The organism is Paenirhizobium cremeum (genome assembly GCF_047553425.1).
GTDB lineage: Bacteria > Pseudomonadota > Alphaproteobacteria > Rhizobiales > Rhizobiaceae > Allorhizobium > Allorhizobium cremeum.
On the sequence record NZ_CP180217.1, the window covers coordinates 1,060,283 to 1,085,346 of the forward strand.

Annotated in this window: 30 protein-coding genes; 12 read left to right on the plus strand and 18 right to left on the minus strand. The window is 62.0% G+C overall.

Annotated features, from left to right (window positions below):
* Positions 1-73 precede the first annotated feature (73 nt).
* Positions 74-757: a glutathione S-transferase family protein gene (locus tag ACLBKR_RS05215; RefSeq protein WP_414900892.1), complete on the plus strand. Its 684-nt coding sequence runs from the start codon at positions 74-76 to the stop codon at positions 755-757.
* A 3-nt stretch (positions 758-760) separates the two neighbouring features.
* On the opposite strand, the gene ACLBKR_RS05220 is transcribed toward ACLBKR_RS05215, so the two are convergent.
* Entirely contained in the window at positions 761-1,309 is a 549-nt protein-coding gene (locus tag ACLBKR_RS05220; RefSeq protein ID WP_414900894.1) for a YbhB/YbcL family Raf kinase inhibitor-like protein, read from the minus strand.
* A 41-nt stretch (positions 1,310-1,350) separates the two neighbouring features.
* On the minus strand, positions 1,351-2,217 hold the full coding sequence (locus tag ACLBKR_RS05225; protein WP_414900896.1) for a helix-turn-helix transcriptional regulator: 867 nt from the start codon (positions 2,215-2,217) through the stop codon (positions 1,351-1,353).
* Positions 2,218-2,386: 169 nt separating this feature from the next.
* Here ACLBKR_RS05225 and ndk point away from each other — a divergent pair, with 169 nt between their 5' ends.
* On the plus strand, positions 2,387-2,809 hold the full coding sequence (gene ndk, locus ACLBKR_RS05230; protein WP_112827304.1) for a nucleoside-diphosphate kinase: 423 nt from the start codon (positions 2,387-2,389) through the stop codon (positions 2,807-2,809).
* A gap of 146 nt (positions 2,810-2,955) precedes the next feature.
* Here ndk and ACLBKR_RS05235 read toward each other — a convergent pair whose 3' ends face one another.
* Positions 2,956-3,441: a peroxiredoxin gene (locus tag ACLBKR_RS05235; RefSeq protein WP_414900898.1), complete on the minus strand. Its 486-nt coding sequence runs from the start codon at positions 3,439-3,441 to the stop codon at positions 2,956-2,958.
* 69 nt (positions 3,442-3,510) lie between these two features.
* Positions 3,511-4,335, minus strand: a complete 825-nt coding sequence (locus ACLBKR_RS05240; protein ID WP_414900900.1) for a protein-disulfide reductase DsbD domain-containing protein — start codon at positions 4,333-4,335, stop codon at positions 3,511-3,513.
* 173 nt (positions 4,336-4,508) lie between these two features.
* On the opposite strand from ACLBKR_RS05240, the gene ACLBKR_RS05245 reads away from it, so the two are divergent.
* Positions 4,509-5,114 carry a YqgE/AlgH family protein gene (locus tag ACLBKR_RS05245; protein ID WP_414900902.1) on the plus strand — a complete coding sequence of 202 codons (606 nt, stop codon included), beginning with the start codon at positions 4,509-4,511 and terminating at the stop codon, positions 5,112-5,114.
* Positions 5,115-5,150: 36 nt separating this feature from the next.
* Here the strand turns inward: ACLBKR_RS05245 and ACLBKR_RS05250 are convergent, their stop codons facing one another.
* The 5 genes from ACLBKR_RS05250 to ACLBKR_RS05270 form a co-directional block, all read right to left on the minus strand.
* Positions 5,151-8,003, minus strand: coding sequence for an EAL domain-containing protein (locus tag ACLBKR_RS05250; protein ID WP_414901738.1), 2,853 nt, complete (start codon positions 8,001-8,003; stop codon positions 5,151-5,153).
* 56 nt (positions 8,004-8,059) lie between these two features.
* Entirely contained in the window at positions 8,060-8,674 is a 615-nt protein-coding gene (locus ACLBKR_RS05255) for a GNAT family N-acetyltransferase (RefSeq protein ID WP_113338676.1), read from the minus strand.
* Positions 8,675-8,747: 73 nt separating this feature from the next.
* Positions 8,748-10,049, minus strand: coding sequence for a M16 family metallopeptidase (locus tag ACLBKR_RS05260; protein ID WP_112827471.1), 1,302 nt, complete (start codon positions 10,047-10,049; stop codon positions 8,748-8,750).
* 21 nt (positions 10,050-10,070) lie between these two features.
* Entirely contained in the window at positions 10,071-11,477 is a 1,407-nt protein-coding gene (thrC, locus tag ACLBKR_RS05265) for a threonine synthase (RefSeq protein WP_113338677.1), read from the minus strand.
* Positions 11,478-11,483: 6 nt separating this feature from the next.
* Entirely contained in the window at positions 11,484-11,705 is a 222-nt protein-coding gene (locus tag ACLBKR_RS05270) for a hypothetical protein (RefSeq protein ID WP_162748248.1), read from the minus strand.
* Positions 11,706-11,781: 76 nt separating this feature from the next.
* Between ACLBKR_RS05270 and ACLBKR_RS05275 the strand changes: the two genes are divergently transcribed.
* Entirely contained in the window at positions 11,782-12,339 is a 558-nt protein-coding gene (locus ACLBKR_RS05275) for a hypothetical protein (protein WP_112827470.1), read from the plus strand.
* A 139-nt stretch (positions 12,340-12,478) separates the two neighbouring features.
* Complete coding sequence (locus ACLBKR_RS05280; protein WP_162759184.1) at positions 12,479-13,351, plus strand: diacylglycerol kinase family protein; 873 nt, start codon at positions 12,479-12,481, stop codon at positions 13,349-13,351.
* Positions 13,352-13,387: 36 nt separating this feature from the next.
* On the opposite strand, the gene ACLBKR_RS05285 is transcribed toward ACLBKR_RS05280, so the two are convergent.
* The 4 genes from ACLBKR_RS05285 to ACLBKR_RS05300 all read right to left on the minus strand — a co-directional run bounded on the left by ACLBKR_RS05285 (position 13,388) and on the right by ACLBKR_RS05300 (position 15,862).
* Positions 13,388-14,077, minus strand: coding sequence for an HAD family hydrolase (locus ACLBKR_RS05285; RefSeq protein WP_113486670.1), 690 nt, complete (start codon positions 14,075-14,077; stop codon positions 13,388-13,390).
* Between the two features lie 84 nt (positions 14,078-14,161).
* On the minus strand, positions 14,162-14,740 hold the full coding sequence (locus ACLBKR_RS05290) for a TetR/AcrR family transcriptional regulator (protein WP_113486672.1): 579 nt from the start codon (positions 14,738-14,740) through the stop codon (positions 14,162-14,164).
* Positions 14,737-15,084, minus strand: coding sequence for a DMT family transporter (locus tag ACLBKR_RS05295; RefSeq protein WP_112827294.1), 348 nt, complete (start codon positions 15,082-15,084; stop codon positions 14,737-14,739). The genes ACLBKR_RS05290 and ACLBKR_RS05295 overlap by 4 nt, the downstream gene beginning before the upstream one ends.
* Positions 15,085-15,175: 91 nt before the next feature.
* Positions 15,176-15,862 (minus strand): winged helix-turn-helix domain-containing protein, encoded by a 687-nt coding sequence (locus ACLBKR_RS05300; protein ID WP_113486804.1) that lies wholly within the window; start codon positions 15,860-15,862, stop codon positions 15,176-15,178.
* A gap of 72 nt (positions 15,863-15,934) precedes the next feature.
* Here ACLBKR_RS05300 and ACLBKR_RS05305 point away from each other — a divergent pair, with 72 nt between their 5' ends.
* The 6 genes from ACLBKR_RS05305 (at position 15,935) to ACLBKR_RS05330 (ending at position 19,860) form a co-directional block, all read left to right on the plus strand.
* Positions 15,935-16,264, plus strand: coding sequence for an NIPSNAP family protein (locus ACLBKR_RS05305; RefSeq protein WP_113448782.1), 330 nt, complete (start codon positions 15,935-15,937; stop codon positions 16,262-16,264).
* A complete protein-coding gene (locus ACLBKR_RS05310; protein WP_113486674.1) occupies positions 16,261-16,611 on the plus strand; it encodes an antibiotic biosynthesis monooxygenase family protein in 351 nt (116 codons plus the stop codon). The genes ACLBKR_RS05305 and ACLBKR_RS05310 overlap by 4 nt, the downstream gene beginning before the upstream one ends.
* A gap of 55 nt (positions 16,612-16,666) precedes the next feature.
* Complete coding sequence (locus tag ACLBKR_RS05315) at positions 16,667-17,335, plus strand: GntR family transcriptional regulator (protein WP_113466669.1); 669 nt, start codon at positions 16,667-16,669, stop codon at positions 17,333-17,335.
* A gap of 220 nt (positions 17,336-17,555) precedes the next feature.
* A complete protein-coding gene (locus ACLBKR_RS05320; protein WP_112827291.1) occupies positions 17,556-18,137 on the plus strand; it encodes a biotin transporter BioY in 582 nt (193 codons plus the stop codon).
* A 2-nt stretch (positions 18,138-18,139) separates the two neighbouring features.
* Entirely contained in the window at positions 18,140-18,562 is a 423-nt protein-coding gene (locus tag ACLBKR_RS05325) for a DUF1284 domain-containing protein (protein WP_113486676.1), read from the plus strand.
* Positions 18,563-18,729: 167 nt separating this feature from the next.
* Positions 18,730-19,860 (plus strand): site-specific DNA-methyltransferase, encoded by a 1,131-nt coding sequence (locus ACLBKR_RS05330; RefSeq protein WP_112827289.1) that lies wholly within the window; start codon positions 18,730-18,732, stop codon positions 19,858-19,860.
* Between the two features lie 175 nt (positions 19,861-20,035).
* Here ACLBKR_RS05330 and ACLBKR_RS05335 read toward each other — a convergent pair whose 3' ends face one another.
* The 5 genes from ACLBKR_RS05335 to mutY form a co-directional block, all read right to left on the minus strand.
* Positions 20,036-20,398, minus strand: a complete 363-nt coding sequence (locus ACLBKR_RS05335) for a nuclear transport factor 2 family protein (protein WP_112827288.1) — start codon at positions 20,396-20,398, stop codon at positions 20,036-20,038.
* A 323-nt stretch (positions 20,399-20,721) separates the two neighbouring features.
* A complete protein-coding gene (locus ACLBKR_RS05340; protein WP_112827287.1) occupies positions 20,722-21,777 on the minus strand; it encodes an NAD(P)-dependent alcohol dehydrogenase in 1,056 nt (351 codons plus the stop codon).
* 158 nt (positions 21,778-21,935) lie between these two features.
* Positions 21,936-22,316 (minus strand): MarR family winged helix-turn-helix transcriptional regulator, encoded by a 381-nt coding sequence (locus ACLBKR_RS05345; RefSeq protein WP_162708133.1) that lies wholly within the window; start codon positions 22,314-22,316, stop codon positions 21,936-21,938.
* Positions 22,317-22,499: 183 nt separating this feature from the next.
* On the minus strand, positions 22,500-23,111 hold the full coding sequence (locus ACLBKR_RS05350) for an HAD family hydrolase (protein ID WP_113426061.1): 612 nt from the start codon (positions 23,109-23,111) through the stop codon (positions 22,500-22,502).
* 3 nt (positions 23,112-23,114) lie between these two features.
* Positions 23,115-24,218: an A/G-specific adenine glycosylase gene (gene mutY / locus ACLBKR_RS05355; protein ID WP_113448833.1), complete on the minus strand. Its 1,104-nt coding sequence runs from the start codon at positions 24,216-24,218 to the stop codon at positions 23,115-23,117.
* Between the two features lie 268 nt (positions 24,219-24,486).
* Here mutY and ACLBKR_RS05360 point away from each other — a divergent pair, with 268 nt between their 5' ends.
* Entirely contained in the window at positions 24,487-25,005 is a 519-nt protein-coding gene (locus ACLBKR_RS05360) for a DUF721 domain-containing protein (RefSeq protein ID WP_113448778.1), read from the plus strand.
* The last annotated feature ends 59 nt before the right edge of the window (positions 25,006-25,064 follow it).

Consider the following 25,064-nt stretch of genomic DNA (forward strand, 5'->3'; position numbering starts at 1 on the left):
CATGAAATATCATGATTTGATTGGTAGCGGCGGGACATGCATCCTAGCGCGGAAAGATGATCGAGGAGCTGCCATGTCCATCACCCTTTATTCTCTCTGCGGAGCAGATTTGGCCCGCCCGTTCTCTCCCCATTGCTGGAAGACGGTCATGGCGCTTCGTCACAAGGGCCTGCCGTTCAGCGAACGGCCGCTTGCCTTTACGGCCATTCCGTCCGCCGAAGGCGGATTTTCGAAGACCGTTCCCTTCCTGAGGGATGGCGAACGGCTTGTCTCTGACAGTTTCCAGATCGCGCTTTATCTGGAAGAAGCCTATCCGGATGCGCCGTCGCTCTTTGGAGGCGAGGGCGGCCAGGCCATGGCCCGCTTTGTCGAAGCCTATTCCCAGACGACCGTGCATCCGATCGTCACACGCATCGCGCTGAAGAACATTCACGACATGCTGGCGCCTACCGACCAGGCCTATTTCCGCGAGAGCCGCGAGAAGCTGCTCGGCAAGACCATCGAAGAGATCGCCGCCGTCCGCGAAACGGCGATCGCGGCTCTGCCGGAAGCCCTGAAGCCCCTGCGCCACATGCTGAAGGCGCAGCCTTTCATCGGCGGCGATGGCCCGCTGTTTTGCGACCACATCGTCTTCGGCGCGCTGCAATGGCTGCGGATCACCACCGGATCGGTGCATCTGGCCGACGACGATCCGGTGAGGACCTGGTTCGAGCGGTGCCTCGATCTCCACGGCAGCGAGGCGAGGGCGGTCGCCTGAGCCTCAGCGTCCGTAATGGACGGTGATCGACGCCTTTGCGAGCGCGTTTGCATTGGTCATGAAACCGATCAGCGCGCCGCTGGCATTGCTGTCAAGGTCGAGCTTGTCAACCGAAAGCGCCGTTACGGTGAAGACATAGCGATGCATTTGCCCCGGCGGCGGGCAGGCGCCGATATAGCTTGAAAAGCCGGCATCGGCGCGGCTCTGAATCGCACCGGCGGGTGCGCCCCTGTCCGGCGTGATGCCCGCCTTCAGTTCCGTGACGCCGGAGGGAATGTTGAACATTACCCAATGCCAGAAACCGGAACCTGTCGGCGCGTCCGGGTCATAGGCGGTGACGACGAAACTCCGCGTGCCGGCGGGTGCGTTCGACCATGAAAGGGCTGGCGAGACGTTGCCGCCGTCGCATCCGAGCGCGTTCGCCACCTGCGCCTGGGCGAGTTCTCCGCCCTCGGCGATGTCAGGGCTTGAAAGCGTGAACTCCGCCGCCATGGCCGGAAGGCCTGATACCAGGGTCAGTGCGGCGGCGAGAACGAGGGGTCCATAGGTCATGATCGGCTCCTTTCGATGGGAGCCCGAACATATCGCCGTCGCTATCCGGCCGCGGCTCTGCTGCGCTCGAATTCAGCCCCGGAACGCTCACCTGCCTCCGTGGCGATGCGAATGTCCCGCGGAGAAAGGCCGAAGCGGGCGCGAAAGCGGGCCGCAAATTTCGACGCCGATTCATACCCGACATCGAGCGCCACCCGGTTGATCGGAAGTTCGGTCGCCTGCAGCAGAGCGAGCGCCGTCGTCATGCGCACATCGGCGATGATGTCGGTGAGGCTTGTCCCGACCTGCGAAAGCCGGCGCCGCAGCGTCGCCTCGCTCATGCCCAGAGCGCCGGCGACGGAACCCGCCGGCCATTCCTGCGCGGGCTCTGTGCGAATGAGGCCGCGTATCCTGAGGCAGAGGTTTTCGCGTGGATCGGGCAGGAGGCCGATCCCGAGCGCCTGCAAGCGGATAAGGAGTTCGCCGACGATGTGCCGGTGGATATCGTCGGAAGCGGCGTCCTTACCCGCGATCGCGAGGCGCGCGCGCTCGAGCGCATCGAGGAATCCGCTGTCCGGCTCGATCCGGATCGCCTCGTTCGTGGAATGCGCTGCCGCATCGGCGTAGAACGCCACGAGGGCGGAGGAAAAGACATAGGCGTCGGAATGATAGGAGCCGTTTTCCTCGGCCCCGTTGATGACGGTGCATTCGAGCCCCTGCGGCAGGAAGATCGCCTCTCCGGGGACCGCTGTGACATCGGCCTCGTTGGTTACGATCCGCTTCCAGCCGTTCTTCACGTGAATGAGGGCGGGCTGGTCGATGAGGAAATGCCGGAAACTGCCCGTTGAGGCCTGCAGGATCGAACAATGGACGGCGATGTCGGCCAGCGCGCACGTGGAGCGGCGCGCATTCTCGGAGAATTTCTGCATGGTTCCTTCCGCACGCTGCCGGCCCGGAATGTGCCGTGAAAGCATTCGCCGCGACCGGTTCCGGTCAGATAGTATGACGGCGGCGTGAAATTCGTCCATCCCCCTTGTCTTCGCGATTCGGGGCGGGTAGAAACCGCCCACTTTCCCATGAGACAAAAGGATGAGACTGATGGCGATTGAACGCACCTTCTCGATGATTAAGCCGGACGCAACCAAGCGCAACCTGACGGGCGCCATCACCAAGGTATTCGAAGACAACGGCCTGCGCGTCGTCGCCTCGAAGCGCGTTTGGATGAGCAAGCGCGAAGCCGAAGGCTTCTACGCCGTCCACAAGGACCGCCCGTTCTTCGGCGAACTCGTTGAAGGCATGACCTCCGGCCCGACCGTCGTTCAGGTCCTCGAAGGCGAAAACGCCATCCTCAAGAACCGCGAACTGATGGGCGCCACCAACCCGGCCCAGGCTGCGGAAGGCACCATCCGAAAGACCTTCGCGCTCTCCATCGGCGAAAACTCGGTTCACGGTTCCGACGCCCCGGAAACCGCCGCCCAGGAAATCAAGTACTGGTTCTCCGACACCGAGATCGTCGGCTGATTCAGTTGCTGAGGCTTCGGTCTCAACGCATTGATTAAAATCGACAAACCGGAGTGGAGACACTCCGGTTTTTTTGTTGGGTTTCTTGTGCCCGAAAAAAAGCCGCGGACCTGCCGCGGCTCTCCTGATTGTCCGCGGCGCTGTCTTCAGAGCTGCTCGATAATCGTGGCAGCGGAGGAAACGGTTGCCTGGCCCGGGTTCTCCTCGACATTGAGCGACTTCACCACGCCGTCTTCCACCAGCATCGAATAACGCTTGGAGCGGACGCCGAGCCCGCCGCCGGAGAGGTCGGCATCGAGGCCGAGCGCCTTGGTGAAGGAGGCATCCCAGTCGGCGAGGAAGTGGATCTTGCCGAGCCCGCCGGATTGCTGCGCCCAGGCCCCCATGACATGCCAGTCATTGACGGCGATCACTGCGATGTCGTCGACGCCGCGCGACAGGATCGCGTCACGGTTCTCCAGATAGCCGGGCAGGTGGTTGAGCGAGCAGGTCGGCGTAAACGCACCGGGCACGGCGAAGAGCACGACACGCTTGCCGCCGAAAAGCTGCTCGGTGGTGATCTCGACCGGACCGTCGGCGGTCTTTTCCTTGAAGGTCGCCTGCGGCAGCTTCTCGCCGATGGAAATGGTCATCAGATTCTCCTCGCTGGATTGGCCCCGGCCGGTGCCGGGCGGTGTTTCGGCAGCGACTATAGATTGACGCTAGTCAAAGGCAAGCGTGCTTTCCATTGCCCTGTCGCCCGAGAGAACGAGGATACCCCAGGTCTTTCTGGCGATCTTGTAATTGCGCGGCAGTTCCTCAAGCGGCATCGAAATATCGAGCTCGCCGTCGGCTTGGGAAACGATGTCGTAGTCCATGAAGACGTGACCGTTCGGACCGGTGACGAAGACTTGCGGACGATCGTTCGGGGAGGGAAGGCGGAGTGTCAGGTCGAGCCGGAAGAGATCCCCGATCATCCGGTGGGATTCGACGCCGAAGCTTTCGGTCTCCCTTTCGGGCAGGCTTTTCCATGCGGATGCGAGGATGGCCTCTTCCTCGGGGTTTACGGTTTCCTCAAGCGTCACCGTAAGGTCGGCCTGGAACGGAATGCAGATGTTCTTGCACACGCCGATGAAGACATTTGCCTTCACCGTGGCCGAGGCGACCGGCTGGGCCTTGAGGGTGAAGGGAAGGGCGATGGGCGTGTCGTAGCCGATATCCCTGATGTCCCCGTTGTCGATGCGCTTCGGCACCGGAAAGGAAATTTCTCCGATATCGAACCGGCTGGCGGGATCGAGCGTGATGCTTGGCGGTATGCCGGCGTCTCCCGGCTCCCGCCAATAGGTAATCCAGCCGGGCGTCGGCTCGATCTGAAGCGCAGCCTGGCGCGTGCCGTCTGCGGCGGCCGGCAGGACGAGGAGGCGCATCCGGCCGCCTTCACTGGTCGCCCATTCGCTGCTTGCCGCCTGTGCGCTGCCGGCGCCGAGGACGGTTGCGGTGAGAAGCAGGCCGATGAAGCGGCGCATGCGGGAAAATTCGATGCTCATGGCCTGCGTTTAAAGCATAGTGCGGAGCCTCGCCAGTCACGGTTTTCGGCCCATATGTCATTTTCAGTTGATTGCGGGGGCGGTCTGCCTCATCTTGCTAAAATGAGAAATGACGGACTTCATCCCGGAGTTCACGTCGGATGTCTCGGTTACAGAGACGCTGGAGGTCCAGCATGGCTTTATCGAACTTGAAGAAGGATCGCGAGCGTGGCTTTCTGGACGGCCAGTTCCTGATAGCCATGCCAGGAATGACGGACGGCAACTTCGCACGGGCCGTCGTTTATGTTTGCGCCCATTCTCCGGCCGGCGCCATGGGCTTCATCATCAATCGGTCGCAGCCGGTGACCTTTGCCGACGTGCTCCTGCATCTGGAACTGATCGACAAGAACGATGCGATCATGCTGCCGGACCATGCCCGGCATTTCCCGATTCAGAGTGGCGGACCGGTGGAAACGGGCCGCGGTTTCGTCCTTCACTCCGACGACTATCTGAGCGACAGCAGCATCCCGATCAGCGACGACATTTCGCTGACGGCAACGCTCGACATCGTGCGCGCCATCTCCGATGGCCGCGGTCCGCGCCGCGCCACGATGCTGCTCGGTTATGCCGGCTGGGGGCCGGGGCAACTCGAATTCGAGATTGCCAATAACGGTTGGCTGAACTGCCCGGCCACGGAAGACCTGATCTTCGATCGGGCGCTTGACACCAAGTACGAACGCGCCCTGGCGCTGATGGGCGTCAGCCCGGCCATGCTGTCGATGGAAGCCGGGCACGCCTGAGGAACGGCTGGCCGCCGGGTTGGGCTTGCGCCCGGCTCAAGCCCTCTTGGTCAGCGGAAAGCGTTCACGCAGCAGACGGAGAACGGACTCGGCGCCGATCGGTGCGCCGTAAAGATAGCTCTGTCCGAAATCGCATCCCAGTTTCGCGAGTTCCTGACCGTCTTCCTCCGTTTCGATGCCTTCCGCCACCACCTTCATTTCAAGCCCACAGGCCATGGCGATGATCGATTTCAACAGGACGCCCCGTTTTTCGGATTGGTCGCATACCAGCGCCTTGTCGAGCTTGATCGTGTCGAAGGGGAAACGGGTGAGATAGGCGAGCGACGAGTAGCCGGTGCCGAAATCGTCGAGCGCCAGACTGATGCCGGTATCCCTGAGCTTGCCCAGCACGAGGCGCGCCTGCTCCGGATTTGCCATCACCACCGACTCTGTCAATTCGAGCTTCAGTCGGCCCGGATCGCATTGGGTCTTGGTCAGCATCGCGCGGATATCGTTGTAGATCTCACTGGAAAGCAACTGCGCGCTCGACAGATTGACGGAGACGAAGATCGGCACGTCCCCGGTCTGTTTTTCCCAATCGGTCAGATCGGTGGTGGCGCGTTCCAACGCGAACATGCCGAGCGGCTCGATCAGGTCGGATGCCTCCGCGATCGGGATGAATTCGGACGGCGGAATGCTGCCGCGCTTGGGGTGATCCCACCGCATCAGGGCCTCGAAACCGGCGACTTCGCCATCGGCAAGCCGGATGATCGGCTGGTAGACCATCGACAGTTCCTTGCGGTCGATGGCGCGGCGCAGATCCGTTTCGATCTGCAGCCGGTCGGTTCCGCCGGCGCGGAAGGCGGGGCGGAAGGGCTCCACCCGGTTTCCGCCTGCGCGCTTGGCGCGGTACATCGCAAGCTCCGCATCGGACAGCAGGCTGGTTGCGCTTTCCTGCTGGTCGACCCATGAAACGAGGCCGATGGAAGCTGTCAGGATGATCTCGCGATTGGCGAAATTGATCGGCACCATGATCGCCTTCGAGACGGCGTCGGCAAAATCTGCGACCTTGCCGGGATCGCGCTCCGAAACGAGGATCAGGCCGAACTCGTCGCCGGAAAGGCGTGCGAGCGTGTCCTGCGGTTTCAGGAGGCGTCGAAGCCGTCGCGTCAGCGCGATCAGGATATTGTCGCCGGCGGCGATCCCGAGACTGTCGTTCACCTGCTTGTAACGGTCGATGTCGATCGCCATGACGGTTGGCCGCAACGCCTCGGACCCGTTGCCGAGCGTCAGGACCGACTGCAGCCGGTCGAGGAAGACTTCCCGGTTCGGCAGGCCCGTCAGATTGTCGTGCATCGCATCGGCGAGCAGGCGATCGATCGAGTTTTTCTGCTCGGTCACATCGATGATGGTGCCGACGCAGCGGATGACCTCGCCATTGGAGCCGAGGACTGGCCGCGCCCGGATCTTCAGCCAGTGGAAATGGCCGTCTTCGGCGCGGATGCGGAATTCGTGATTGAGGCGGCCCTTGCGATGTTCCAGCAGCACATCGAGCGTGGCGCGGAACCTGTCCCGGTCGTCCGGATGCAGGCGTGGGAGCCAGTTGCGGGCGGGGCCGTGCATGGTTCCCGGCGAAAGACCCAGGCGGACGGAAATGTCGGGGCTCGTCACCACGCGGTCGCGGGCGACATCCCAGTCCCACACCGTATCGCCGGAACCGGTGAGCGCCAGCGACTGGCGTTCGAGGTCGGAGAACAGCCCCTGTTGATAGGCACCGCCGGCGAAGGCATGCTGCATGACGGTAAAGCCGATCAGCAGCACGATCAGTACCAGCCCTCCGCCGAGCGCCGGCTGGATGATATCGTTGTCCAGCCGCCCGGTGACCGTCAGCCAGCCACCGAACAGCCAGACGAGGATCAGCGCCCATGTCGGCACGAGAAGGATCGCCCGGTCGTAGCGGTTGAAGCCGAGATAGATGATGAGCACGATGCCGGCGGTGGCGGTCAGCGCAAAGGACAGGCGCGCGATGCCGGAGGCGACCGAGGGGTCATAGATGGCGACCCCGAAAAGCAGGCCGAGGCCGAGGATCCATGCGAAGGTCGCATAGCCCAGATGGACATGCCAGCGATTGAGGTTCAGGTAGGTGAAAAGGAATATGACGAGGCTCGATGCGAGCGCCACTTCCGCGCCCGCTCGCCATATTCGCTGGTCGCTGGACGTGATGCTGATGAGTTTTTCAAGGAAGCCGAAGTCGACGCAGATATAGGCGAGCACGGCCCAGGCGAGCGCAGCGGCGGCCGGCAGCATGGACGTACCCTTGACCACGAACAGGATCGTCAGGAACACCGCGAGAAGGCCGGCGATGCCGAGAACGATGCCGCGATAAAGGGTGAAAGCGTTGACCGTATCCTTGTAGGCGTTCGGTTCCCAGAGGTAGATCTGCGGAAGCTGCGGCGTCGAAAGCTCGGCGACGAAGGTGATGACAGCGCCCGGGTTAAGCGTGATGCGGAAGACGTCCGCCTCCGAACTCGGCTGCCGGTCGAGCGCGAAGCCTTCCGAAGGCGTGATGGCGATGATGCGCTGGGAGCCGAGATCGGGCCAGAACAGCTTCGAGTTCACCAGACGGAAATGCGGAGCGACGATCACGCGCTCGAGCTGCTCTTCCGAAACGTTGGCAAGCGCGAAGACGGCCCAGTCGCCCTGATGCTGCGGAGAGCTCGAGCGCACTTCGATGCGGCGGCGAATACCGTCCGCGCCGGCTGCGGTTGAAACCTGAAAGGCCTCTCCCTGGTTCGTATAGATCTCGGTGGTCGCGGTGAGGTCGAGCGCCGTGTCGTCACGGGCGATCTTCACCGGTTCGGCGGCGTTGGCGACCGTCGCGAAAAGGCCGGCCAGCACGAGCATGACCATGGCGAAAGCCGCCGCCAGCGTTCGGCCGGCTGCCGTCTGCCTGTTGTCCGTGAGTTTCATGAGGGCTCTTTGCCGCCGTTGTCCGTGGCCCGATCCGCCAGAAGCGAATAGATCGCATGGTCGCGCCAGCGCCCGTTGATTTTGAGATATTCCCGCAAGAGACCTTCCCGCTCAAATCCGGCTTTTTCGAGCAACCTGATGCTGTTGCTGTTGTCTGGAATACAGGCTGCTTCGATCCGGTGCAACTCAAGCACCCTGAAGATATAGGGAATAGCGAGCCGAAGTGCGGCAAACATATGGCCCTGGCCGGCATATCTTTCGCCCATCCAGTATCCGATCATGCAGCTTTGCGAGGCTCCGCGGCGGATCAGGCCGATCGTCAGGCCGCCGAGAAGAATCTCCTCCGGCCTGTGGAAGAGAAAGAAAGGGACAGCCAGACCCGAGTTGAATTCCTGCTCGTTGCGAATGACTCGCGCCCGGTAGGAGCTCTCGGTCAGTTCGTCCGCCCGCCAGGTGGGCTCCCATGGCTGCAGGAAGGCGCGGCTTTCGCTGCGCAGCCTGTGCCACTGGTCGAAATCGCGGTAGCGGGGCAGGCGCAGAAGATGATCGGGGCCATAGAGCTCCGGCGTTTCCGGCTGCCGCGACAGAAACCGAAAGACCGACCGTGCCATGCCATGCCCCCACAAAGGCGAGGGCGGTCATGCGCCGCTGGCTCGCCGCAACCCCTTGTCTCGCCGCAGTTTTTCAGCCAGCCGCCTTGAGGGCGCCGCCGGCATTGCCGCTGGAAAGGGCCTGCGTGATTTCGTTCATCGGCGCAAGCTGATCGAGCGGACCGATGGCCGAAAGCGTCGGCACGGTCTCGAAGAACAGCCGGCCGGCAAGATCCGTCAGCCGTTCGGTGGTGATGCCGGCCAACCGCTCCATCATTTCCTGATTGGAGATCGGGCGTCCATAGAGCATCATCTGCCGGGCGATCTGGCCGGCGCGCGCCGCCGGGCTTTCCTGTCCCATCAGCAGTTGCGCGCGGATTTGCGCGCGCGAGCGGTCGATTTCCTGCTGGTTTATCATGTCCGACGACTTGCGCAGTTCGTCGATGATGACGGGAACCAGTTCCGGCAGGTTTTCGCCGCCAGTCGCGGCGTGGATGCCGAAGATACCAGTGTCGGAAAAGCCCCAATGGAAGGCATACACCGAATAGCAAAGGCCCCGGAATTCGCGCACTTCCTGGAAGAGGCGCGAGGACATGCCGCCGCCGAGAATGTTGGCGAGGATCTGCGAACAATAGAAGTCGCGCATGTGATAGGCACGGCCCTCGAAGCCGAGCAGCACCTGCGCATCCATCAGGTCGCGTTCCTCGCGGGCCTCACCGCCGGTATAGCGCGCGGCTTCGAGGACGGGCGGGGCGGCAGGCTCGGTTCTGAGGCCGGAGAAGCGGTCTTCGACCTGGCGAACGAAAGCGTCATGGTCGACGGCCCCGGCCGCGACGACGAACATGCGGTCGGTCGTGTAGTTGCGCGACAGGTAGCCCCGGATTTCGTCGCTGGTAAACGACTTTACCGTATCGGGTGTGCCGAGGATGGGACGGCCGAGGGTCTGTCCGGCGAAGGCGAGTTCCGAGAAGCGGTCGAACACCACGTCGTCGGGCGTATCGTTGGCTGCGCCGATCTCCTGCAGGATCACGTGCTTTTCGCGCGCCAGTTCCTCCTCGTCGAAAACCGACTCCGTCAAGATGTCGGCGAGGATATCGACCGCGAGCGGTACGTCGTCCTTGAGCACGCGGGCGTAATAGGAGGTGGTCTCTGTGGAAGTCGCGGCATTGAGTTCGCCGCCGACATTCTCGATCTCCTCGGCGATCTGGCGGGCATTGCGTCGCTGCGTGCCCTTGAATGCCATGTGTTCGAGAAGATGGGCGATGCCGTGCTCCGCGTCGGTTTCGTTGCGAGAACCGGATTTGATCCAGGTTCCGAGCGCGACGCTTTCGAGATGCGGCATCTTCTCGGTTACGACCGTCAGCCCAGAGGGCAGCCGGGTACACTCAACATTCATCGATCCGTCTTTCTGCATTTCTCAATTATCTGTGCGGGCATGTTCACCGACAAAGGTTTCGACGGCTTTAAGTTCCGCGTCCAGGATATCGAAATGCTCCTCCCTGGTCATCAGATCAGCAAGCCACGCCGGAAGCGCCGGGTCAATACCGCTTGCTGATTTTACTGCAGCGGGGAACTTTGCCGGGTGGGCTGTGGAGAGGGTTATCATGGGGCTGGAAGGCTTGGCGAACTTCGCTGCGACATGAACGCCGACGGCCGTATGGGGGTCGATCAGGTAGCCGGTCTCGGCCAGCGTGTCGCGGATCGTGGCGGCCACCTGCTTCTCGGTTGCGCGGCCGGCGCGGAAGTCCTTGCGGATCGCCTTCAGGGCCTCGGGCTTGATCTCGAAGGAGCCGGACTGTTTCAGGCTTTCCATCGACGAGCGGATAGCCGCGTCGTCGCGGTCATAGGCTTCGAACAGCAGGCGTTCGAAGTTGGACGAAATCTGGATATCCATCGACGGCGAGGTGGTGGCCGAGACGCCCTTCATCTCATAACGCCCGGTCTTCAGGGTGCGGGCGAGAATGTCGTTCTCGTTGGTGGCGATCACCAGCTTGTCGATCGGCAGCCCCATTTTCTTGGCGACGTAGCCGGCGAAAATATCGCCGAAATTGCCCGTCGGCACGGTGAAGGAAACCTTGCGATCCGGCGCGCCGAGCGAGATCGCGGCGGTGAAGTAATAGACCACCTGCGCCATGATGCGGGCCCAGTTGATCGAGTTGACGCCGGAAATCCTGTAGCGGTCGCGGAAGGCGTTGTCGTTGAACATCGCCTTCACCAGATTTTGGCAATCGTCGAAATTGCCCCTGACGGCGATAGCATGAACGTTGTCGGCCTTCGAGGTCGTCATCTGCCGCTGCTGGACGGGTGAGACCTTCTCGTGCGGGAACAGGATGAAGACGTCGGTGCGGGCACGGCCGGCAAAGGCGTCGATGGCGGCGCCCCCGGTATCGCCTGATGTCGCGCCGACGATGGTCGCCCGTTCGCCGCGTTCGGCAAGCACATGATCCATCAGCCGGGCGAGAAGCTGCATCGCCACGTCCTTGAAGGCGAGAGTCGTGCCGTGGAAAAGTTCGAGCACGAAGGCGTTCGGACCGGTCTGCACCAGCGGGGCCACGGCCGGATGGCGGAAGGTCGCGTAGGCCTCGTCGATCATCGAGCGGAACGTGCCGGCCTCGATCTCGCCGCCGGTGAAGGGATGAAGAATTTCGAAGGCGATGTCCTGGTATGTCTTGCCGCGGAGCGCGCGGATTTCCTTCTTCTTGAGATGGGGCCATTTGCGCGGCACGTAGAGGCCGCCGTCGCGGGCAAGGCCCGCAAGCAGGGCGTCACTGAAACCGAGGCTTTTGGCCTCTCCGCGGGTCGAGATATATTCCACGATGGTCATCCTTGGTCAGAAGAGGTAAGGCGCGTTTGGGTGTCCGAGACTATGACGTTTCGAGAACGTAAGTTCGTCTTTTTGCGCCAGACGGGCCGGGCGGATTTCGCAGGCACGGCAGCCGCGAACGGATTTGTCCAGGTTGAGGCGAAGCCTCTGAATGCCGGCGGTATTGAAATTCGAAGCAAAACGCTGGCTACCCAATCGATTTTTCGCTGCGCCGCTGGTATAGACCATCCTCCCTGGGCATGAAAAGGCCCAAATGGAATGGCTTTTGGCTTCTCGAAGCTCAAGAATGCGGAAGGTGCATATCGTGTCTGTGAAGGTGTCGCGCGGGCTGTTGGCCGCATTTTCGATGATGGTTCTCGCCGGCTGCAACGCTGGCAATCCCGGTGGCGCTCTCGGTTCGGCCGCGGAAAAGCCTGAGGCCAGCGCCGCCGCCCCGGCCGTGGCGCCTGTGGTCCAGGGCTTCTGCCCGACGATCGCCCTGCGTGACGGCACGTCCTATTACCGCACCTATGCCAAGGGCGCGAAGGACGATCCGTCCAAGGTCGTCTATCAGGCTTCGCTGGCCGATACGACCCGCTCCTGCGCCCGCAGCGAGACCAGCCTGACGATCACCGCCATGGTTCAGGGGCGCCTCGTGGCGGGACCTGAGGGCAAGGCCGGAACCGTCACCCTGCCGATCCGCGTTGCCGTGACGGATGGCGACAACGTGCTCTTCACCGAACTGACACAGCATCCGGTCACCCTGGCCGATGCCGCGCAGCCGACACAGTTCGTCTTCTCCAAGCAGGTGACTGTTCCGAGCAATGTGAGCGGTCTCACCAAGGTCTTCATCGGCTTCGACGAAGGCCCGAAGAAGAAATAATTCCTGCGGCCGCGGCCGCAGGCGGAAAAGTGAATGGGCAAAGGCCGCCATCCGCAACGGGTGGCGGAACGCCATATGCCGGGGGGCATAGGTGAAAATTGGAATAGTCAGAAATCCCGTGTCCGGCGGGAGGGCGTCGGTGCGTGCATGGCCGGCGCTTTACCAGGCGTTGAGGGTCCGCTTTCCGGACCTCGCTGTTTGCGAAACCACTACTGCCGGACAGGCGACCGACATGAGCCGGGCGCTGGCGGATTCCGGCTGCGACCTCGTCATTGCCGTCGGCGGCGACGGAACGGTGAGCGACGTGGTCGACGGTATCCTGTCGTCGAGCCGGCCGAAGACGGCCTTTTCCCTGATCCCCAACGGTACGGGATGTGATTTCGCCCGCAATTTCACCCTTGCGAGCGTGCCTCAGGCGATCGCGGGCCAGATCGCCGAGGCACCCGTCCGCTTTATCGACGCCGTGCGTATCAGCGGCCCCGATGGAAACGGCGGCAGGATCAACCGCCATTTCGCCAATATCGCAAGCGTCGGCGTTTCCGGAGAGATCGTGCGTGCCGTAAATGCGGCGCCACGCGGCAGGTTTCTCGGCGGTTCGATGCGCTTCATGCTCTATTCGGCGCGCGAGATCCTTAGCTACCGTCCGCAATCGGTACGGGTCGTCATTGACGGGGAGGAGATTTATGCCGGCGGGGTCACGGTGGTGAGCGTTGCCAACGGGGCCTGGTTCGGTGGCGGCATGCATGTCGTCCCGCAGGCGGACCTGGCGGATGGCCTGCTCGACATTGCCGTGATGCGGGCTGCCTCCAGGGCCGGCCAGCTCGGGCTGCTGGCGCGGCTTCCCTCGGCAGCCCATGTCGACCATCCTCTGTTGAGTTTCCACCGGGGACGTTCGGTCGAGATCACACCGCTGGAGGATGGCCGCTTTTCCAGCGAGATCGACGGGGAAAACTCCGGTCTGAGGGCGCTGCGCGCGGATATCCTGCCGGCAGGTCTTGCCCTGCGCATTTGACGACCGGTTTTTCGCACGAGGCGGGGAACGGGTGGATCAGATCGCACCCGCCCAGTTTTCCATGGCCGCAATGACCGCCGGCAGATCCATCATGCGCGAGATCACGGTCTCGGCTCCGGCATCCGTCAGGCGGTCGGCATGGGAAGGGTAGGTGTGGGAGGCGCCGGTGAAGCCGATCACCCGCATGCCGGCGGCGCGTGCCGCATGAACCCCGTGCACGGAATCCTCGACGACGACGACCTTGTCGGGCGTGACGCCGAACTGTGCTGCGCCATGCAGGAAAATGTCGGGTTTCGGTTTGACCCGGTCGGGGCCGAGATCCTTGGCCGAATAGACATGCGGCGCGAAGAATTCCTTGAGGCCGACCTTGGTCAGCATCATGTCGAGGCGGGCGGAAGACGAGTTCGAGCAGATGCAGCGCGGTCCCTTAAGCCGGGAAAGCGCGAAGACCACGCCGTCGATGATCTTGACTTCGCGAGCCAGCCGCTGGTCGAGCAGGGCTTCCGACTTGTCGAGCAGGCTGGCCGACAGCGGGATGTCGACCTCTTTCTCGACTGTGAGGAGGATGTTTTTCCAGGTCATGCCGGCAAAGCGTTCGCCCATTTCCTCGATGGAAATCGGATAGCCTGCTTCGTTCAGGAGCTTGGATTCGACCTTGGCCGCGATGATCTCGGAATCGACGAGCACGCCGTCGCAATCGAAAATGGTTAGGTCGAAACCGCTCATGAGGGGAGGTCCTGTCGCATGCCGTTGGGAGGAGGCCTCACCTACACGAAGAGGCGGTAAAGGACAATCCGCAAGTGACCTCCGTCAAGCGCCGGGTGAGGCTTCCGATGCAAGTGCAAGCAGTCCGCGCTCGATATGGGAAACGTCGCGGAAGGGTTCGCGATCCTGTTGCAGGAGGTCGGCGAGCCAGACTCCATCGGCGGCAAAGCGCGCGATTTCGAACATTGGTCCATCATCCGTCGGCCGGTGTGCGGCAAGCTTTCGTTCCAGCCATTGCGACCAGAGCCGTCGGAGGCCGGGTTCCGAGATCATGGAAACGGAAAGCGCGACCCACGGGCTGCTGCTGCCGAGCTTCCGGTCGGCGAAGCTCGCCCTGATATAAGCGCGGGTGAAGCGTCCGCGCATCTCGCCGTCCTCCGCCATGTAGAGCCCGATTTCCTGGTCGAGCTTTTCGAGCAGGTCGGCAAAGACCGCCTCGACAAGCGCCTGTTTGCTGGCGAAATGATGCAGAAGCCCACCCTTCGTCACGCCTGCCCGGTCAGCCACCGCCTGGATGGTGATTGCCGCAGGTCCGCCTTCGACCGCCAGGGCTGCAGTCTGGTCGAGCAGGGCGCGACGAACCAGTTCCGGCTGCTTCTTTCTGGAATAGGCGTTCGCCGTCATCCGTGCGTGACCGAATTGGAAAAGGCATTCATCACGATCACGCCCGCGACGATCAGGCCGATGCCGGCCATCGCCGCCGGATCGAGCGACTGCTTGAACAAGAAGACGCTGATGAGCGCTGTGAGGATGATGCCGAGCCCGCCCCACATCGCATAGGCAATGCCGAGCGGCATGCCTTTCAGTGCCTGCGACAGCAGATAGAACGAAACGGCATAAAGCGCGACCATGGCAAGCGTCGGCCCGAGCTTGGTGAACTGGGCGGATTTCTGCAGGAAGGTGGTGCCGATCACCTCACAGATGATGGCGCCGGCAAGCGAGGCATACGCAAGGGCAACGGGATTCATGGCTGGGTCTCTCGATTGGCTTTCATAAAGATACCGTCTGGTCGGTATCTTTTCAAGGGGCGGCTGAGAAAGTGAAGGGGCGGGGTAAAACTCAATCTGCTGTCGGAAACATGACGGCGAAACGCCGTTCGCCCTCGGGGCTGAAATGGATCACGCGGCTGCCACTTTCCCGTCGCGCGAGGCCGTTATCGAGGAAATGGGAAAGCAGCGCCCGGCCGAGCGAACCGGAGAGATGTGTGCGACGCTCGCTCCAGTCGAGGCATGCCCGGCAGAGCGGGCGTCTGAGCGCCTTCAGTATATCGACGTCGATGCCATGGCTTGCGACCAGTCTTTCGCCGGCTTCCGTCAGATGCGGGTGTTCTTCGTCGCCTGCGATGGCGCCCGTCGCGCGCAAACTGTCGAGCATGCGCACACCGTAGTCTCCGGCAAGATGGTCATAGCAGATCCTGGCCTTGCGCAGCGCCGGCTCCTTCGGTCCTGTCCGATGCCTCAGGTGTCCGCGGCTTGCGGCAAATCCCATGAGGCTTTCGATCAGCGTCCCGACACCGGCATCGGCGAAGGTGAAATAGCGGTGGCGTCCCTGCTTGCGTTGGCGGATCAGGCCGCCTTCTTCAAGCTTGGCGAGGTGTGAGCTTGCGGTTTGCAGGGTGATTCCGGCCGCGCCGGCAAGCTCGGTCGCCGTCAGCGCGCCACCTCCCATCAGCGAAAGCAGCATGTTGGCGCGGGCGGGATCGCCGATCAGGGCGGCGATGCGGGCAATATCGGGTCCTTCCTTCATACTTCGATCATAACCGAAGCATGCCCTTTCGGCAACATGGCAGAAGGAGGTATGAAGCAAAGGAGAATGCCAATGATTACCTGTGTCATCCGCTATGAGATCGATCCCTTCGCCAAGGAGGAGTTCGCAGCTTATGCCCGCAACTGGGGCGAGGCCATTCCGCGCTGCGGCGCCGATCTCGTCGGATATTTCGCGCCGCATGAGGGCTCGTCGACCACTGCCTACGGCATCTATCACCTGGAGAGCCTCGCAGAATACGAAGCCTATCGCGCCCGGCTCGCCGAAGATCCCCTCGGGCGGGAAAACTACCAGTTCGCCGCCCGCGAGAAGTTCATCATCCGTGAGGATCGTCTTTTTCTGAAATGCGTGTCCACACCCCATGCGGCGAGGGTCGCGCGATGATTGCCGTTATCTTCGAGGTCGTCCCTTATCTTGACGCCCGGAGCGCCTATCTCGATGTCGCGGCTGAACTGCGGCCCCAACTGGAAAAGATGGATGGATTTCTCTCGGTCGAGCGTTTCGAGAGCCTGACCCTGCCGGGAAAGATCCTGTCGCTTTCCTTCTGGCGAGATGAGGAGGCGGTGGCGCGCTGGCGCAATCTTCCCGAACATCGCGCCGCCCAGACAATGGGAAGGGAAGGTGTCTTTGCCGATTACCGGCTTAGGGTTGCGCATGTCTTGCGAGACTACGGTCTCGACCGGCGCAATGAGGCGCCGGAGGACAGCAGGGCAATCCATTCCGCTCCTTGATCTTGCCGCCCGGCTTGCCTCGACAAGCCGGGCACCGCCGACTATGCATGTCCACATGCAGAAAGATCAGGACGATACGATTGCGAGCCGCATCAGCCGGGCCCTTGCCGAGCGCATCATTCATGGTGAACTCGTGCCGGGCTCCCGTCTCGCCCAGGACCATATCGCCGAGGAATTCGGCGCGAGCCATGTGCCGGTGCGCGAGGCTTTCCGTCGTCTCGAGGCGCAGGGCCTCGTCATCAGCCTGCCGCGCCGCGGTGTGCGTGTCGCCTCCTTCGACCTGAAGCAGGTGCGCGAAGTCGCGGAGATGCGGGCCGCCCTTGAGGTTCTCGCCTTGAAACATGCCGCGCCAAACATGACGCCCGATGTGCTCGATGCCGCTGGGCGGGCGGCGAGCGATGCCGACGCGGCGAGGGATGTGCAGGCCTGGGAAGAGGCAAACCGCCGTTTCCACCGTCTGATCGTTTCCACCTGCGATATGCCGCGACTGCTGGCAGTTATCGACGACCTGCATGCCGTCAGTGCCCGCTTTCTCTTCGTTGCGTGGCGGGCGGGCTGGGAGGCCAGGACCGACCACGACCATCGGGCCATTCTCTCCGCACTGCGCCAGGGCAGGGCATCCGACGCCTGCGCCATTCTCGAGCGGCACGTACAGTGGATCGGCCGCACGCCCATGCCGAAGGCCGGGGCGCGCGAGGACGAAGGCTTCGCCATCGTCGGTTAGGAATTATAGATAAAATTGAGTGGCGAATAATATCTTCATAAATTATTGATTGTGAAGAGTTATTTCTTGCATTCCTCGTACTTCATTCCTTTTTTGAAGCCGGATTTCCACGCAGTTGTACCATTCGCTCTCTATGACATTGGCCGCAGGAGCTTGCTCGGAATCAAAAAATAGATAAAAAGACTCGCGCTGAATAAATTATCTATAAAATGGAGATCCCATGCCCTTCGCTTCTTCTTCCATGAGTGGTCGTTTCGACCCGTTCGGTATCGCCGCGCGTCCGGCGGGCGTTCGCGTTCTCCTGGTGCTCGCCGGTACGGCCGTGCTTGCGTTTGCCTCGCAGATCTCCGTGCCGATGGTGCCGGTTCCGATCACCATGCAGACCTTTGCTATCACGATGATCGGCGTGCTCTATGGTTGGCGTCTCGGTGCCGCCACCGTGCTGGCGTGGCTCGGCGAGGCGGCAATCGGCCTGCCGGTGCTGGCAAATGGTGCCGGCGGGCTTGCCCCGTTCATGGGGCCGACATCAGGCTATCTTGTGTCCTTCCCGATCATCGCGGCGCTTGCCGGCTTGCTCGCCGAAAAAGGCTGGACGGGCGAACGTGTCGTGCTCAGCTTTTCGGCACATGTTCTCGCCAATATGCTCTGCCTTGCAATCGGCGGCGCGTGGCTGATGCTCCTTCTCGGCGTGGAAAAGGGCCTCGCCCTCGGTGTGGTGCCGTTCATCCTCGGCGGTGTCCTGAAATCCGCTCTGGCCGCAGCCGTCCTGATGGCGATCGGACGCCATTTCGTACGGAGTTGAAGGTGGCGGTCCGTCTCCGCGCCCATCATCTTCTGTGCATGCTGACATTCGTCGGCAGGGGATATTCGCCGCGATTCACCGCCAATTACGAGGCCCTGGCGCGGCGGCTTTCCCGCGGAGAAACCATCGTCCTCGTTGAGGGGCCGGATGATATCTGCACTCCTCTGCTCGAAGACGAGAACGCTCCCCATTGCCTCGGCGAAAGCGTTTGCGGTCGCGATGCCGAGGCGCTTGCCGCGGTCTCGGACCTGCTCGGGCGTCCGTTGTCCGCTGGCTCCTCAATCGTGCCTGGAGCAAACCTGTTCAGAAAGCTTCGCCTTCACTTTTCCTCCGGCGGGCTTCGTGCCGCCTGTATCGGGTGCGAGTGGGGGAGCCTTTGCGACCATGTGGCGGAAGGCGGATATCGCGAGGTGTGTATCCGTTGATTTGCAGGCGGCGACATCGATCGCCGCCTGTGCATTTCCAGCGCCCTTTGTGCCGTCCTGAAGCTTACCAATGGAAATTCGCCAGCGCCATTCAGCCTTTGGTAACCAAACTCGGTAACCATAAGCCTCGTATCCCCGTGCTGCGTCAGCGTAACAGTGAGTATCCGATGGCTTCCGTATTTCCGCTCGCCGATCTTCGCCGTTCCAACGATCCTTTTTCCTGGGTCGACAGCATCATCAAGGGCGATTGCGTCGCTGCGCTCGAAGCGCTTCCCGACAAATCCGTCGATGCGATTTTCGCCGATCCGCCCTATAATCTGCAGCTTGGTGGCACCCTGCATCGTCCCGACCAGTCGCTGGTCGATGCCGTCGATGACGAATGGGACCAGTTCGCATCCTTCGAAGCCTATGATGCCTTCACCCGCGCCTGGCTGCTTGCCTGCCGCCGCGTTCTGAAACCGACCGGCACCATCTGGGTGATCGGCTCCTATCACAACATTTTTCGCGTCGGCGCGACGTTGCAGGATCTCAATTTCTGGATCCTGAACGATATCGTCTGGCGCAAGACCAACCCTATGCCGAACTTCAAGGGCCGGCGGTTCCAGAATGCCCATGAGACCATGATCTGGGCATCTCCCGACCCGAAGGCCAAGGGCTACACCTTCAATTACGATGCCCTGAAGGCGTCGAACGACGACGTGCAGATGCGCTCCGACTGGCTGTTTCCGATCTGCGCCGGTGGCGAGCGCCTGAAGGACGAAGACGGCAAGAAGGTGCATCCGACCCAGAAGCCGGAAGCGCTACTCGCCCGCGTCATCATGGCATCCACCAAGCCCGGAGACATCGTGCTCGATCCGTTCTTCGGCTCGGGAACCACGGGTGCGGTCGCCAAGCGTCTCGGCCGTCATTTCGTCGGCATCGAGCGCGAGCAGGATTATATCGAGGCTGCCTCTGCGCGCATCGCCGCCGTCGAGCCGCTCGGCAAGGCGGAACTCACCGTCATGACCGGCAAGAAGGCCGAGCCGCGCGTTGCCTTCAACACGCTGGTCGAAAGCGGTCTGGTCAAGCCGGGTCAGGTACTGACCGATGCCCGCCGTCGCCATTCGGCAATCGTGCGCGCCGATGGCACCATCGCATCCGGCGGCGAGGCCGGCTCCATCCATCGCCTCGGCGCTCGTGTCCAGGGGCTCGATGCCTGCAATGGCTGGACCTTCTGGCACTTCGAGGACGGCAACGGCCTTCGTCCGATCGACGAACTCAGGGCTGTCATTCGTAGCGGCATGGCGAAGCTGGACTGATTTCCAGCCGAACGCCGTCCACCGGTGGCGGGTCGAGGTTCTGAACCGGACGATCCACCTGCTTATGCAAACCGCGACCCGATCTCCGGAATTTCTCCGGCCGGTTAAGTACCTCTAGTCCCGGCGGGAGACCTTGACGCCCGGTGTGCCACGCACCGGGCGTCATTTCGCTTTATCAGACCTTGTAGTCGGTCACTTCCACCGAGACGATCTTGCCGTCGGCGTTGAAGGTGATCGTTTCCTCGCCGAACCGGATGAGCGGTTCTCCCGTCTGCGCATGGGTCGCTTTCAGACGCCAGACCGAGCGTGCGGCCGAGGCCGAAACGACCTCGATCAGTTCGTCGGTCGCGACCTGATCCGGATAGGTTTCGAAATAACGGCGAAAGGCCGCCAAGATATCCGACTTGCCCTTCAATCCACCGACCTTGACGGAACCGTAAACCGCGTCCTCGGCGAAGAAATCGTCGATTGCGTCGAAGTCCAGCGCGTTGATGGCCTCATGAAAAACACGCACCGCATGGGCCGGATCGAAACTCATGCATCATTCCTTTCTGTGCAAAGCGAGAAGAATGACCCAGCTTTAGCCCCGAAGGGCTATTGACGGAAGGACAGCCCCGGGCAAGTTTTGGTCAATATGAATATTCGAAAATAATCACGGAAGGGGAGGAGGGTTCCCAACCGCAATCATGCCTCTCAGGAGTCCGCTACGGCGAGCTGTCGGGAAGGTGTGCTTCTATTCCAATTCGGCCGCCTTGGCGGTTGGACTGGCGCAGGATGGGAACCGCCAGACCCGCCTGCGCCAGAACTTTTTTGCGCGGTCTTTCTGCGATGCACGGGCCAAGGCGCCAAGGCGCCAAGCCCTCAGGCCATTTCCGCCTTCAGCGTCGCCATGTCGATCACGAACCGGTATTTGACGTCGCGATGTTCCATGCGGGCAAAGGCCATGTTGATGTCCTGCATCGCAATCGTTTCGGTGTCGGGCAGGATCTGGCGCTCCGCGCAGAATTGAAGGAGTTCCATCGTCTCGGCTATGCCCCCGACGAGGGATGCGGAAACCCGCTTTCTGCCCCGCAACAGGGATTCCGGCGTGATCGAACCATGGCTGGCGAGGCTGCCCACGACGACGAGCGAGCCTTCGAGGCTCAGCAGATCGAGATAGACGGAGAGGTCGTGGGGGACGGGGATCGTGTCGAGAATATAGTCGAGATGGCCCGACGCCTCCGCCATGGCGCGCTCGTCGGAACTGAGCACGACATTCTTTGCCCCGAGCTTCAGCGCATCCTCGATCTTGGTCGGCGATGAGGTAATGACGGTAACCTGAGCGCCGAGCGCCACTGCAAGCTTCACCGCGATATGGCCGACGCCGCCGAGGCCGACGATGCCCACGCGGCTGCCCGCGCCGATTTCCCACCGGCGAAGGGGAGACCAACCCGCTATGCCGGCGCACAGCAGCGGCGCGGCTCGGTTCATGGCAAGGCCCTGCGGGAGCCGCATGACGAATTCTTCCGATACGACGATACCGGTGGAATAACCGCCATAGGTGACGTCGCCGCTCACCCGGTCGCGACCGTTATAAGTCAGTGTAGGACGGTTCAGGCAATATTGCTCCTCGCCGGCGGCGCAATGGGCGCATTCGAGGCAGGCATCGACGATGGGGCCGACGGCGACGATGTCTCCGGGCCGGAATTTCCGCACCGAACTACCCACGGCAAGCACCCGGCCGACGATCTCCTGGCCCGGCACCACGGGGTAAACCGTATTCTGCCAGTCGTTGCGCGCTTGATGCAGATCGGAATGGCAGACACCGCAATAGAGGATGTCGATCTCGACATCCTCCGGTCTGGGTTTGCGCCGATCGAATGTCCACGAGATCATCCGGCCGCCTACTTCCGACGCGGCATAACCCTTCGCAATCATCGACAGCCTCCAGCCCGTGGCGGAACGGAATCACAGCCTTCCCGCCCCGAAACGGCATTCCGGTGGCGGATGAAACCGGAACGCCGGGTTCGGTGGGGGACGAACCGGTCACTTTTGAAGTGACCTAGTTATAACTATACGGATTACGTAGTGTTCGTCTACCGAATTTTTGCGTCGCGACGCAGGGATTGCGTTTTCTCCGCGATCTGCTCCATGAGGTGAATATAGACGTCGCGTTCGTCGGAATTAAGAAATTCCAGAATCCTTTCGCAACTTGCCCGTTTGGCGGTGGTGATTTGATCCTGTAACTGCTGACCGAGCGGCGTAAGCCGCAGCCGCACCGTCCGCCGGTCCTCTTCGCTGCGCCAGCGCTCGACAAGGCCCTTGCGGACGAGCCGGTCGACGACGGTGGTGGCCGTGGAGAGCGGCGAGGAGAGTTCGTTCGCCACGTCGCCCATGATGCAGCCCGAGGAAGCGCTGACGAAGGCGATAACCGAAAGATCGGAAAGGTTGAGGTTGGAATAGGGCGTGTTCGCCATGGTCCGACACTCCACCTTGAAGAGCGGCGCCATTCGGCGCATGCATTCCCAAAGTCGTTCCGCGTCTTCCGGCCTGACCATTTTTTCATTTACCTCACTGTCTTGCCGCCCTGATTTGGGGCGGCTTGTTTATCGTGGCGCGGTTGCCATGCCGAGGCAACCGGCAAGGCCAGTCTCTCTCTGTCAGTGTGTGACGCCGAGGCTGGCGAGATCACATTTCAGCTGCTCCGCACCGACAAACTGCACGGCATTCCAGCCGGCGGCTTTTGCGCCCTCAACATTCTCCAGTACATCGTCAATGAAGAGCGTGGCTGACGGTTCCAGCCCGAAATCCTCCGTGTGTCGCTGATAGATTTCGATATCCGGCTTGATGAGGCCGATCTCGCCGGAAACCGTGACGCCGCGCGGCCGGTTCAGGAAGGGATAGATTTCCCGTGCTTCCCTGAATGTGTCTGCGGCGAAATTGGTCAGCATGGTGACGTCGTGTCCGGCATCGATCAGGCCGTTCAGAACCTCGACGCTGTCCTGATAGGCATAGGGCACCATGGCGCGCCAGTTCTGACGGAAGGCACGGATATGCGCCTCCCTGTCCGGAAACCGCGCAAGGAGTTCTGCCTCGGCATCGATCCAGCTGCGCCCACGGTCCTGCTCCAGGTTCCATGCGCTGGTGCAGACATTGGCGAGAAACCAGCGGCGCTCGGCCTCGTCCGGGATGATCTTCGAATAGGGAAGATTGGGGTCGTAATGGATCAGGACCTTGCCGATATCGAAAACGATGTGGCGGATTGCGGGCATGATTTATCCTCTTTCGATCGGGAAGGCTTCCGGAATGGCCTGCGAAATCGCCTTTTTCATCACCGTTGGCAAGGCTTGGGCATCAAGATTTGCGACATCCTCCCACCAGCCGTGAATTCGGACGTCATTGGGCGCCGGTCCATGAAACCGGTAAATGCTCAGGCGAAGCTCGAAATGGGTGAAGACGTGGGTGACCGTTCCGCAGGCCTTCCATTCGGCGGCGAAGGGGGCGGCGGATGTGCCGGTTTCGCCGTCCTTGCGGGAGTTCCAGTCGGTGGTCGGTACTTCCGTCATGCCGCCCAACAGGCCGGTTTCTACCCGCCGGCGCAGGAGCACATTGCCATCCAGATCGACCGCAACAAACGCAGCACCCAGCCGGACCGGCTTTTCCTTTTTGGCGGCCTTGACCGGAAACCGTTCCGGATCGTCCCCTTCGAGAGCGCGACAGTCGCGGCGGAACGGACAGAGCGCGCATGCAGGCCGCCTCGGGGTGCAGATGGTTGCCCCCAGATCCATCATGGCCTGGGCAAAATCCCCCGGCCGATCGGAGGGCGTCAATTCCGCCACGCGCGCCTTCATTGCGGGTTTCGATCCGGGCAGCGGGACATCGACCGCATAGAGGCGGGAAATCACCCGCTCGACATTGCCGTCCATGACCGCGGCAGGGCGGTTGAAGGCGATGGCGGCGACGGCCGCCGCGGTATAATCTCCGATGCCGGGGAGGCTGCGAAGCCCGTCTTCCGTATCGGGAAAGCGCCCGCCATGGAGGCTTGCGACCGCTTCAGCGCATTTCTTCAGGTTGCGGGCGCGGGCGTAATAGCCGAGCCCGGCCCAGGCCGCCATCACGTCTTCCGAAGGTGCCGCCGCCAGCGCGTCGACGGTCGGCCAGCGCGTCACGAACTTGGCGAAATAGGCCTTCACCGCCTGCACTGTGGTCTGCTGCAGCATCACTTCGGAAAGCCAGATGTGATAAGGATCGGGCCGGACGCCGCGGGCGGCCATTGGCGGCGATATCCGCCATGGCAGGTCGCGGTGATGGCGGTCGTACCAGTCGAGCAGCTCTTTCGCGAGCGCGCGCCCTGTTGTCGGAGCGGGGGAGGTTTTCATCGGCTGGAAGATAGGGGCAGCGCCGCTCTTCGCCAATTGCCTCCTGCGTAAAAGTTGGGGAATGCAGTCTCCCTCGGCGGTGCGGGGAATGGAACATGCCAACGGATTGATGCCCGTGTCGCGCCCCTTGTCTTTTTGTCGGCGTTCCCGCCAACTCCCTTTTTACGGGGACGCCGGTGATCGACGACGTAAAGACGTGGTATGAATTCAATGACTGCTATATGGAGGCGAAGTGCTTCGCTCCCTTGGAACAGGATGATGGCGGGTTATGACCCTCGATGAAAAATCCCAGCGGTTCAGGCGTCGGGGAGAAATCCAGATCTCCGAGATCGCCAACGGCATCATCGATCCCGTCCTCGCGCGGCGGGCGGGGATCTCGACGGCGCTGCTCGGCTCGTGGGATGAAATCGCCGGCGCAAACTTTGCCGAATGTTCGCGCCCCGAAAAGATAGTCTGGCCGCGCCGTGGCGATCCGGGTGACGAGGGCGGCCACCGGCCCGGCGTGCTGACGATTGCCTGCGAGGGGGCAAGGGCGCTTTTTCTCTCCCATGCGCAGGGCGAACTGATCGCTCGCATCAACGGTTTCTTCGGTTATCCCGCGATCGGCCAGATCCGCATCGTGCAAAAGCCCGTCTCCACCGCGTCGCTTAGGCCGTCCCGCCCGCGCAAGCTGGAAGGGGAGAAGGCAAAACGGCTTGCCGCGATGATGGAAGGCATCGAGGACGAAAAACTCAGGCAGGCGATTGAACGGCTCGGCACGGGCGTTCTGTCGCGGCGCAAGCGCTAACGCAGAGTCGTCATCCGGCAAACATGAAGAAGAATTAATCTCTTAGCGGCGGAAAGGTC

Coding starts and splice junctions, on each gene's coding strand:
- ACLBKR_RS05215 (WP_414900892.1), top strand. CDS start 74: ATGTCCATCACCCTTTATTCTCTCTGCGGAGCAGATTTGGCCCGCCCG.
- ACLBKR_RS05220 (WP_414900894.1), bottom strand. CDS start 1,309: ATGACCTATGGACCCCTCGTTCTCGCCGCCGCACTGACCCTGGTATCA.
- ACLBKR_RS05225 (WP_414900896.1), bottom strand. CDS start 2,217: ATGCAGAAATTCTCCGAGAATGCGCGCCGCTCCACGTGCGCGCTGGCC.
- ndk (WP_112827304.1), top strand. CDS start 2,387: ATGGCGATTGAACGCACCTTCTCGATGATTAAGCCGGACGCAACCAAG.
- ACLBKR_RS05235 (WP_414900898.1), bottom strand. CDS start 3,441: ATGACCATTTCCATCGGCGAGAAGCTGCCGCAGGCGACCTTCAAGGAA.
- ACLBKR_RS05240 (WP_414900900.1), bottom strand. CDS start 4,335: ATGAGCATCGAATTTTCCCGCATGCGCCGCTTCATCGGCCTGCTTCTC.
- ACLBKR_RS05245 (WP_414900902.1), top strand. CDS start 4,509: ATGGCTTTATCGAACTTGAAGAAGGATCGCGAGCGTGGCTTTCTGGAC.
- ACLBKR_RS05250 (WP_414901738.1), bottom strand. CDS start 8,003: ATGGTCATGCTCGTGCTGGCCGGCCTTTTCGCGACGGTCGCCAACGCC.
- ACLBKR_RS05255 (WP_113338676.1), bottom strand. CDS start 8,674: ATGGCACGGTCGGTCTTTCGGTTTCTGTCGCGGCAGCCGGAAACGCCG.
- ACLBKR_RS05260 (WP_112827471.1), bottom strand. CDS start 10,049: ATGAATGTTGAGTGTACCCGGCTGCCCTCTGGGCTGACGGTCGTAACC.
- thrC (WP_113338677.1), bottom strand. CDS start 11,477: ATGACCATCGTGGAATATATCTCGACCCGCGGAGAGGCCAAAAGCCTC.
- ACLBKR_RS05270 (WP_162748248.1), bottom strand. CDS start 11,705: ATGGTCTATACCAGCGGCGCAGCGAAAAATCGATTGGGTAGCCAGCGT.
- ACLBKR_RS05285 (WP_113486670.1), bottom strand. CDS start 14,077: ATGAGCGGTTTCGACCTAACCATTTTCGATTGCGACGGCGTGCTCGTC.
- ACLBKR_RS05290 (WP_113486672.1), bottom strand. CDS start 14,740: ATGACGGCGAACGCCTATTCCAGAAAGAAGCAGCCGGAACTGGTTCGT.
- ACLBKR_RS05295 (WP_112827294.1), bottom strand. CDS start 15,084: ATGAATCCCGTTGCCCTTGCGTATGCCTCGCTTGCCGGCGCCATCATC.
- ACLBKR_RS05300 (WP_113486804.1), bottom strand. CDS start 15,862: ATGAAGGAAGGACCCGATATTGCCCGCATCGCCGCCCTGATCGGCGAT.
- ACLBKR_RS05305 (WP_113448782.1), top strand. CDS start 15,935: ATGATTACCTGTGTCATCCGCTATGAGATCGATCCCTTCGCCAAGGAG.
- ACLBKR_RS05310 (WP_113486674.1), top strand. CDS start 16,261: ATGATTGCCGTTATCTTCGAGGTCGTCCCTTATCTTGACGCCCGGAGC.
- ACLBKR_RS05315 (WP_113466669.1), top strand. CDS start 16,667: ATGCAGAAAGATCAGGACGATACGATTGCGAGCCGCATCAGCCGGGCC.
- ACLBKR_RS05320 (WP_112827291.1), top strand. CDS start 17,556: ATGCCCTTCGCTTCTTCTTCCATGAGTGGTCGTTTCGACCCGTTCGGT.
- ACLBKR_RS05330 (WP_112827289.1), top strand. CDS start 18,730: ATGGCTTCCGTATTTCCGCTCGCCGATCTTCGCCGTTCCAACGATCCT.
- ACLBKR_RS05335 (WP_112827288.1), bottom strand. CDS start 20,398: ATGAGTTTCGATCCGGCCCATGCGGTGCGTGTTTTTCATGAGGCCATC.
- ACLBKR_RS05340 (WP_112827287.1), bottom strand. CDS start 21,777: ATGATTGCGAAGGGTTATGCCGCGTCGGAAGTAGGCGGCCGGATGATC.
- ACLBKR_RS05345 (WP_162708133.1), bottom strand. CDS start 22,316: ATGGCGAACACGCCCTATTCCAACCTCAACCTTTCCGATCTTTCGGTT.
- ACLBKR_RS05350 (WP_113426061.1), bottom strand. CDS start 23,111: ATGCCCGCAATCCGCCACATCGTTTTCGATATCGGCAAGGTCCTGATC.
- mutY (WP_113448833.1), bottom strand. CDS start 24,218: ATGAAAACCTCCCCCGCTCCGACAACAGGGCGCGCGCTCGCGAAAGAG.
- ACLBKR_RS05360 (WP_113448778.1), top strand. CDS start 24,487: ATGACCCTCGATGAAAAATCCCAGCGGTTCAGGCGTCGGGGAGAAATC.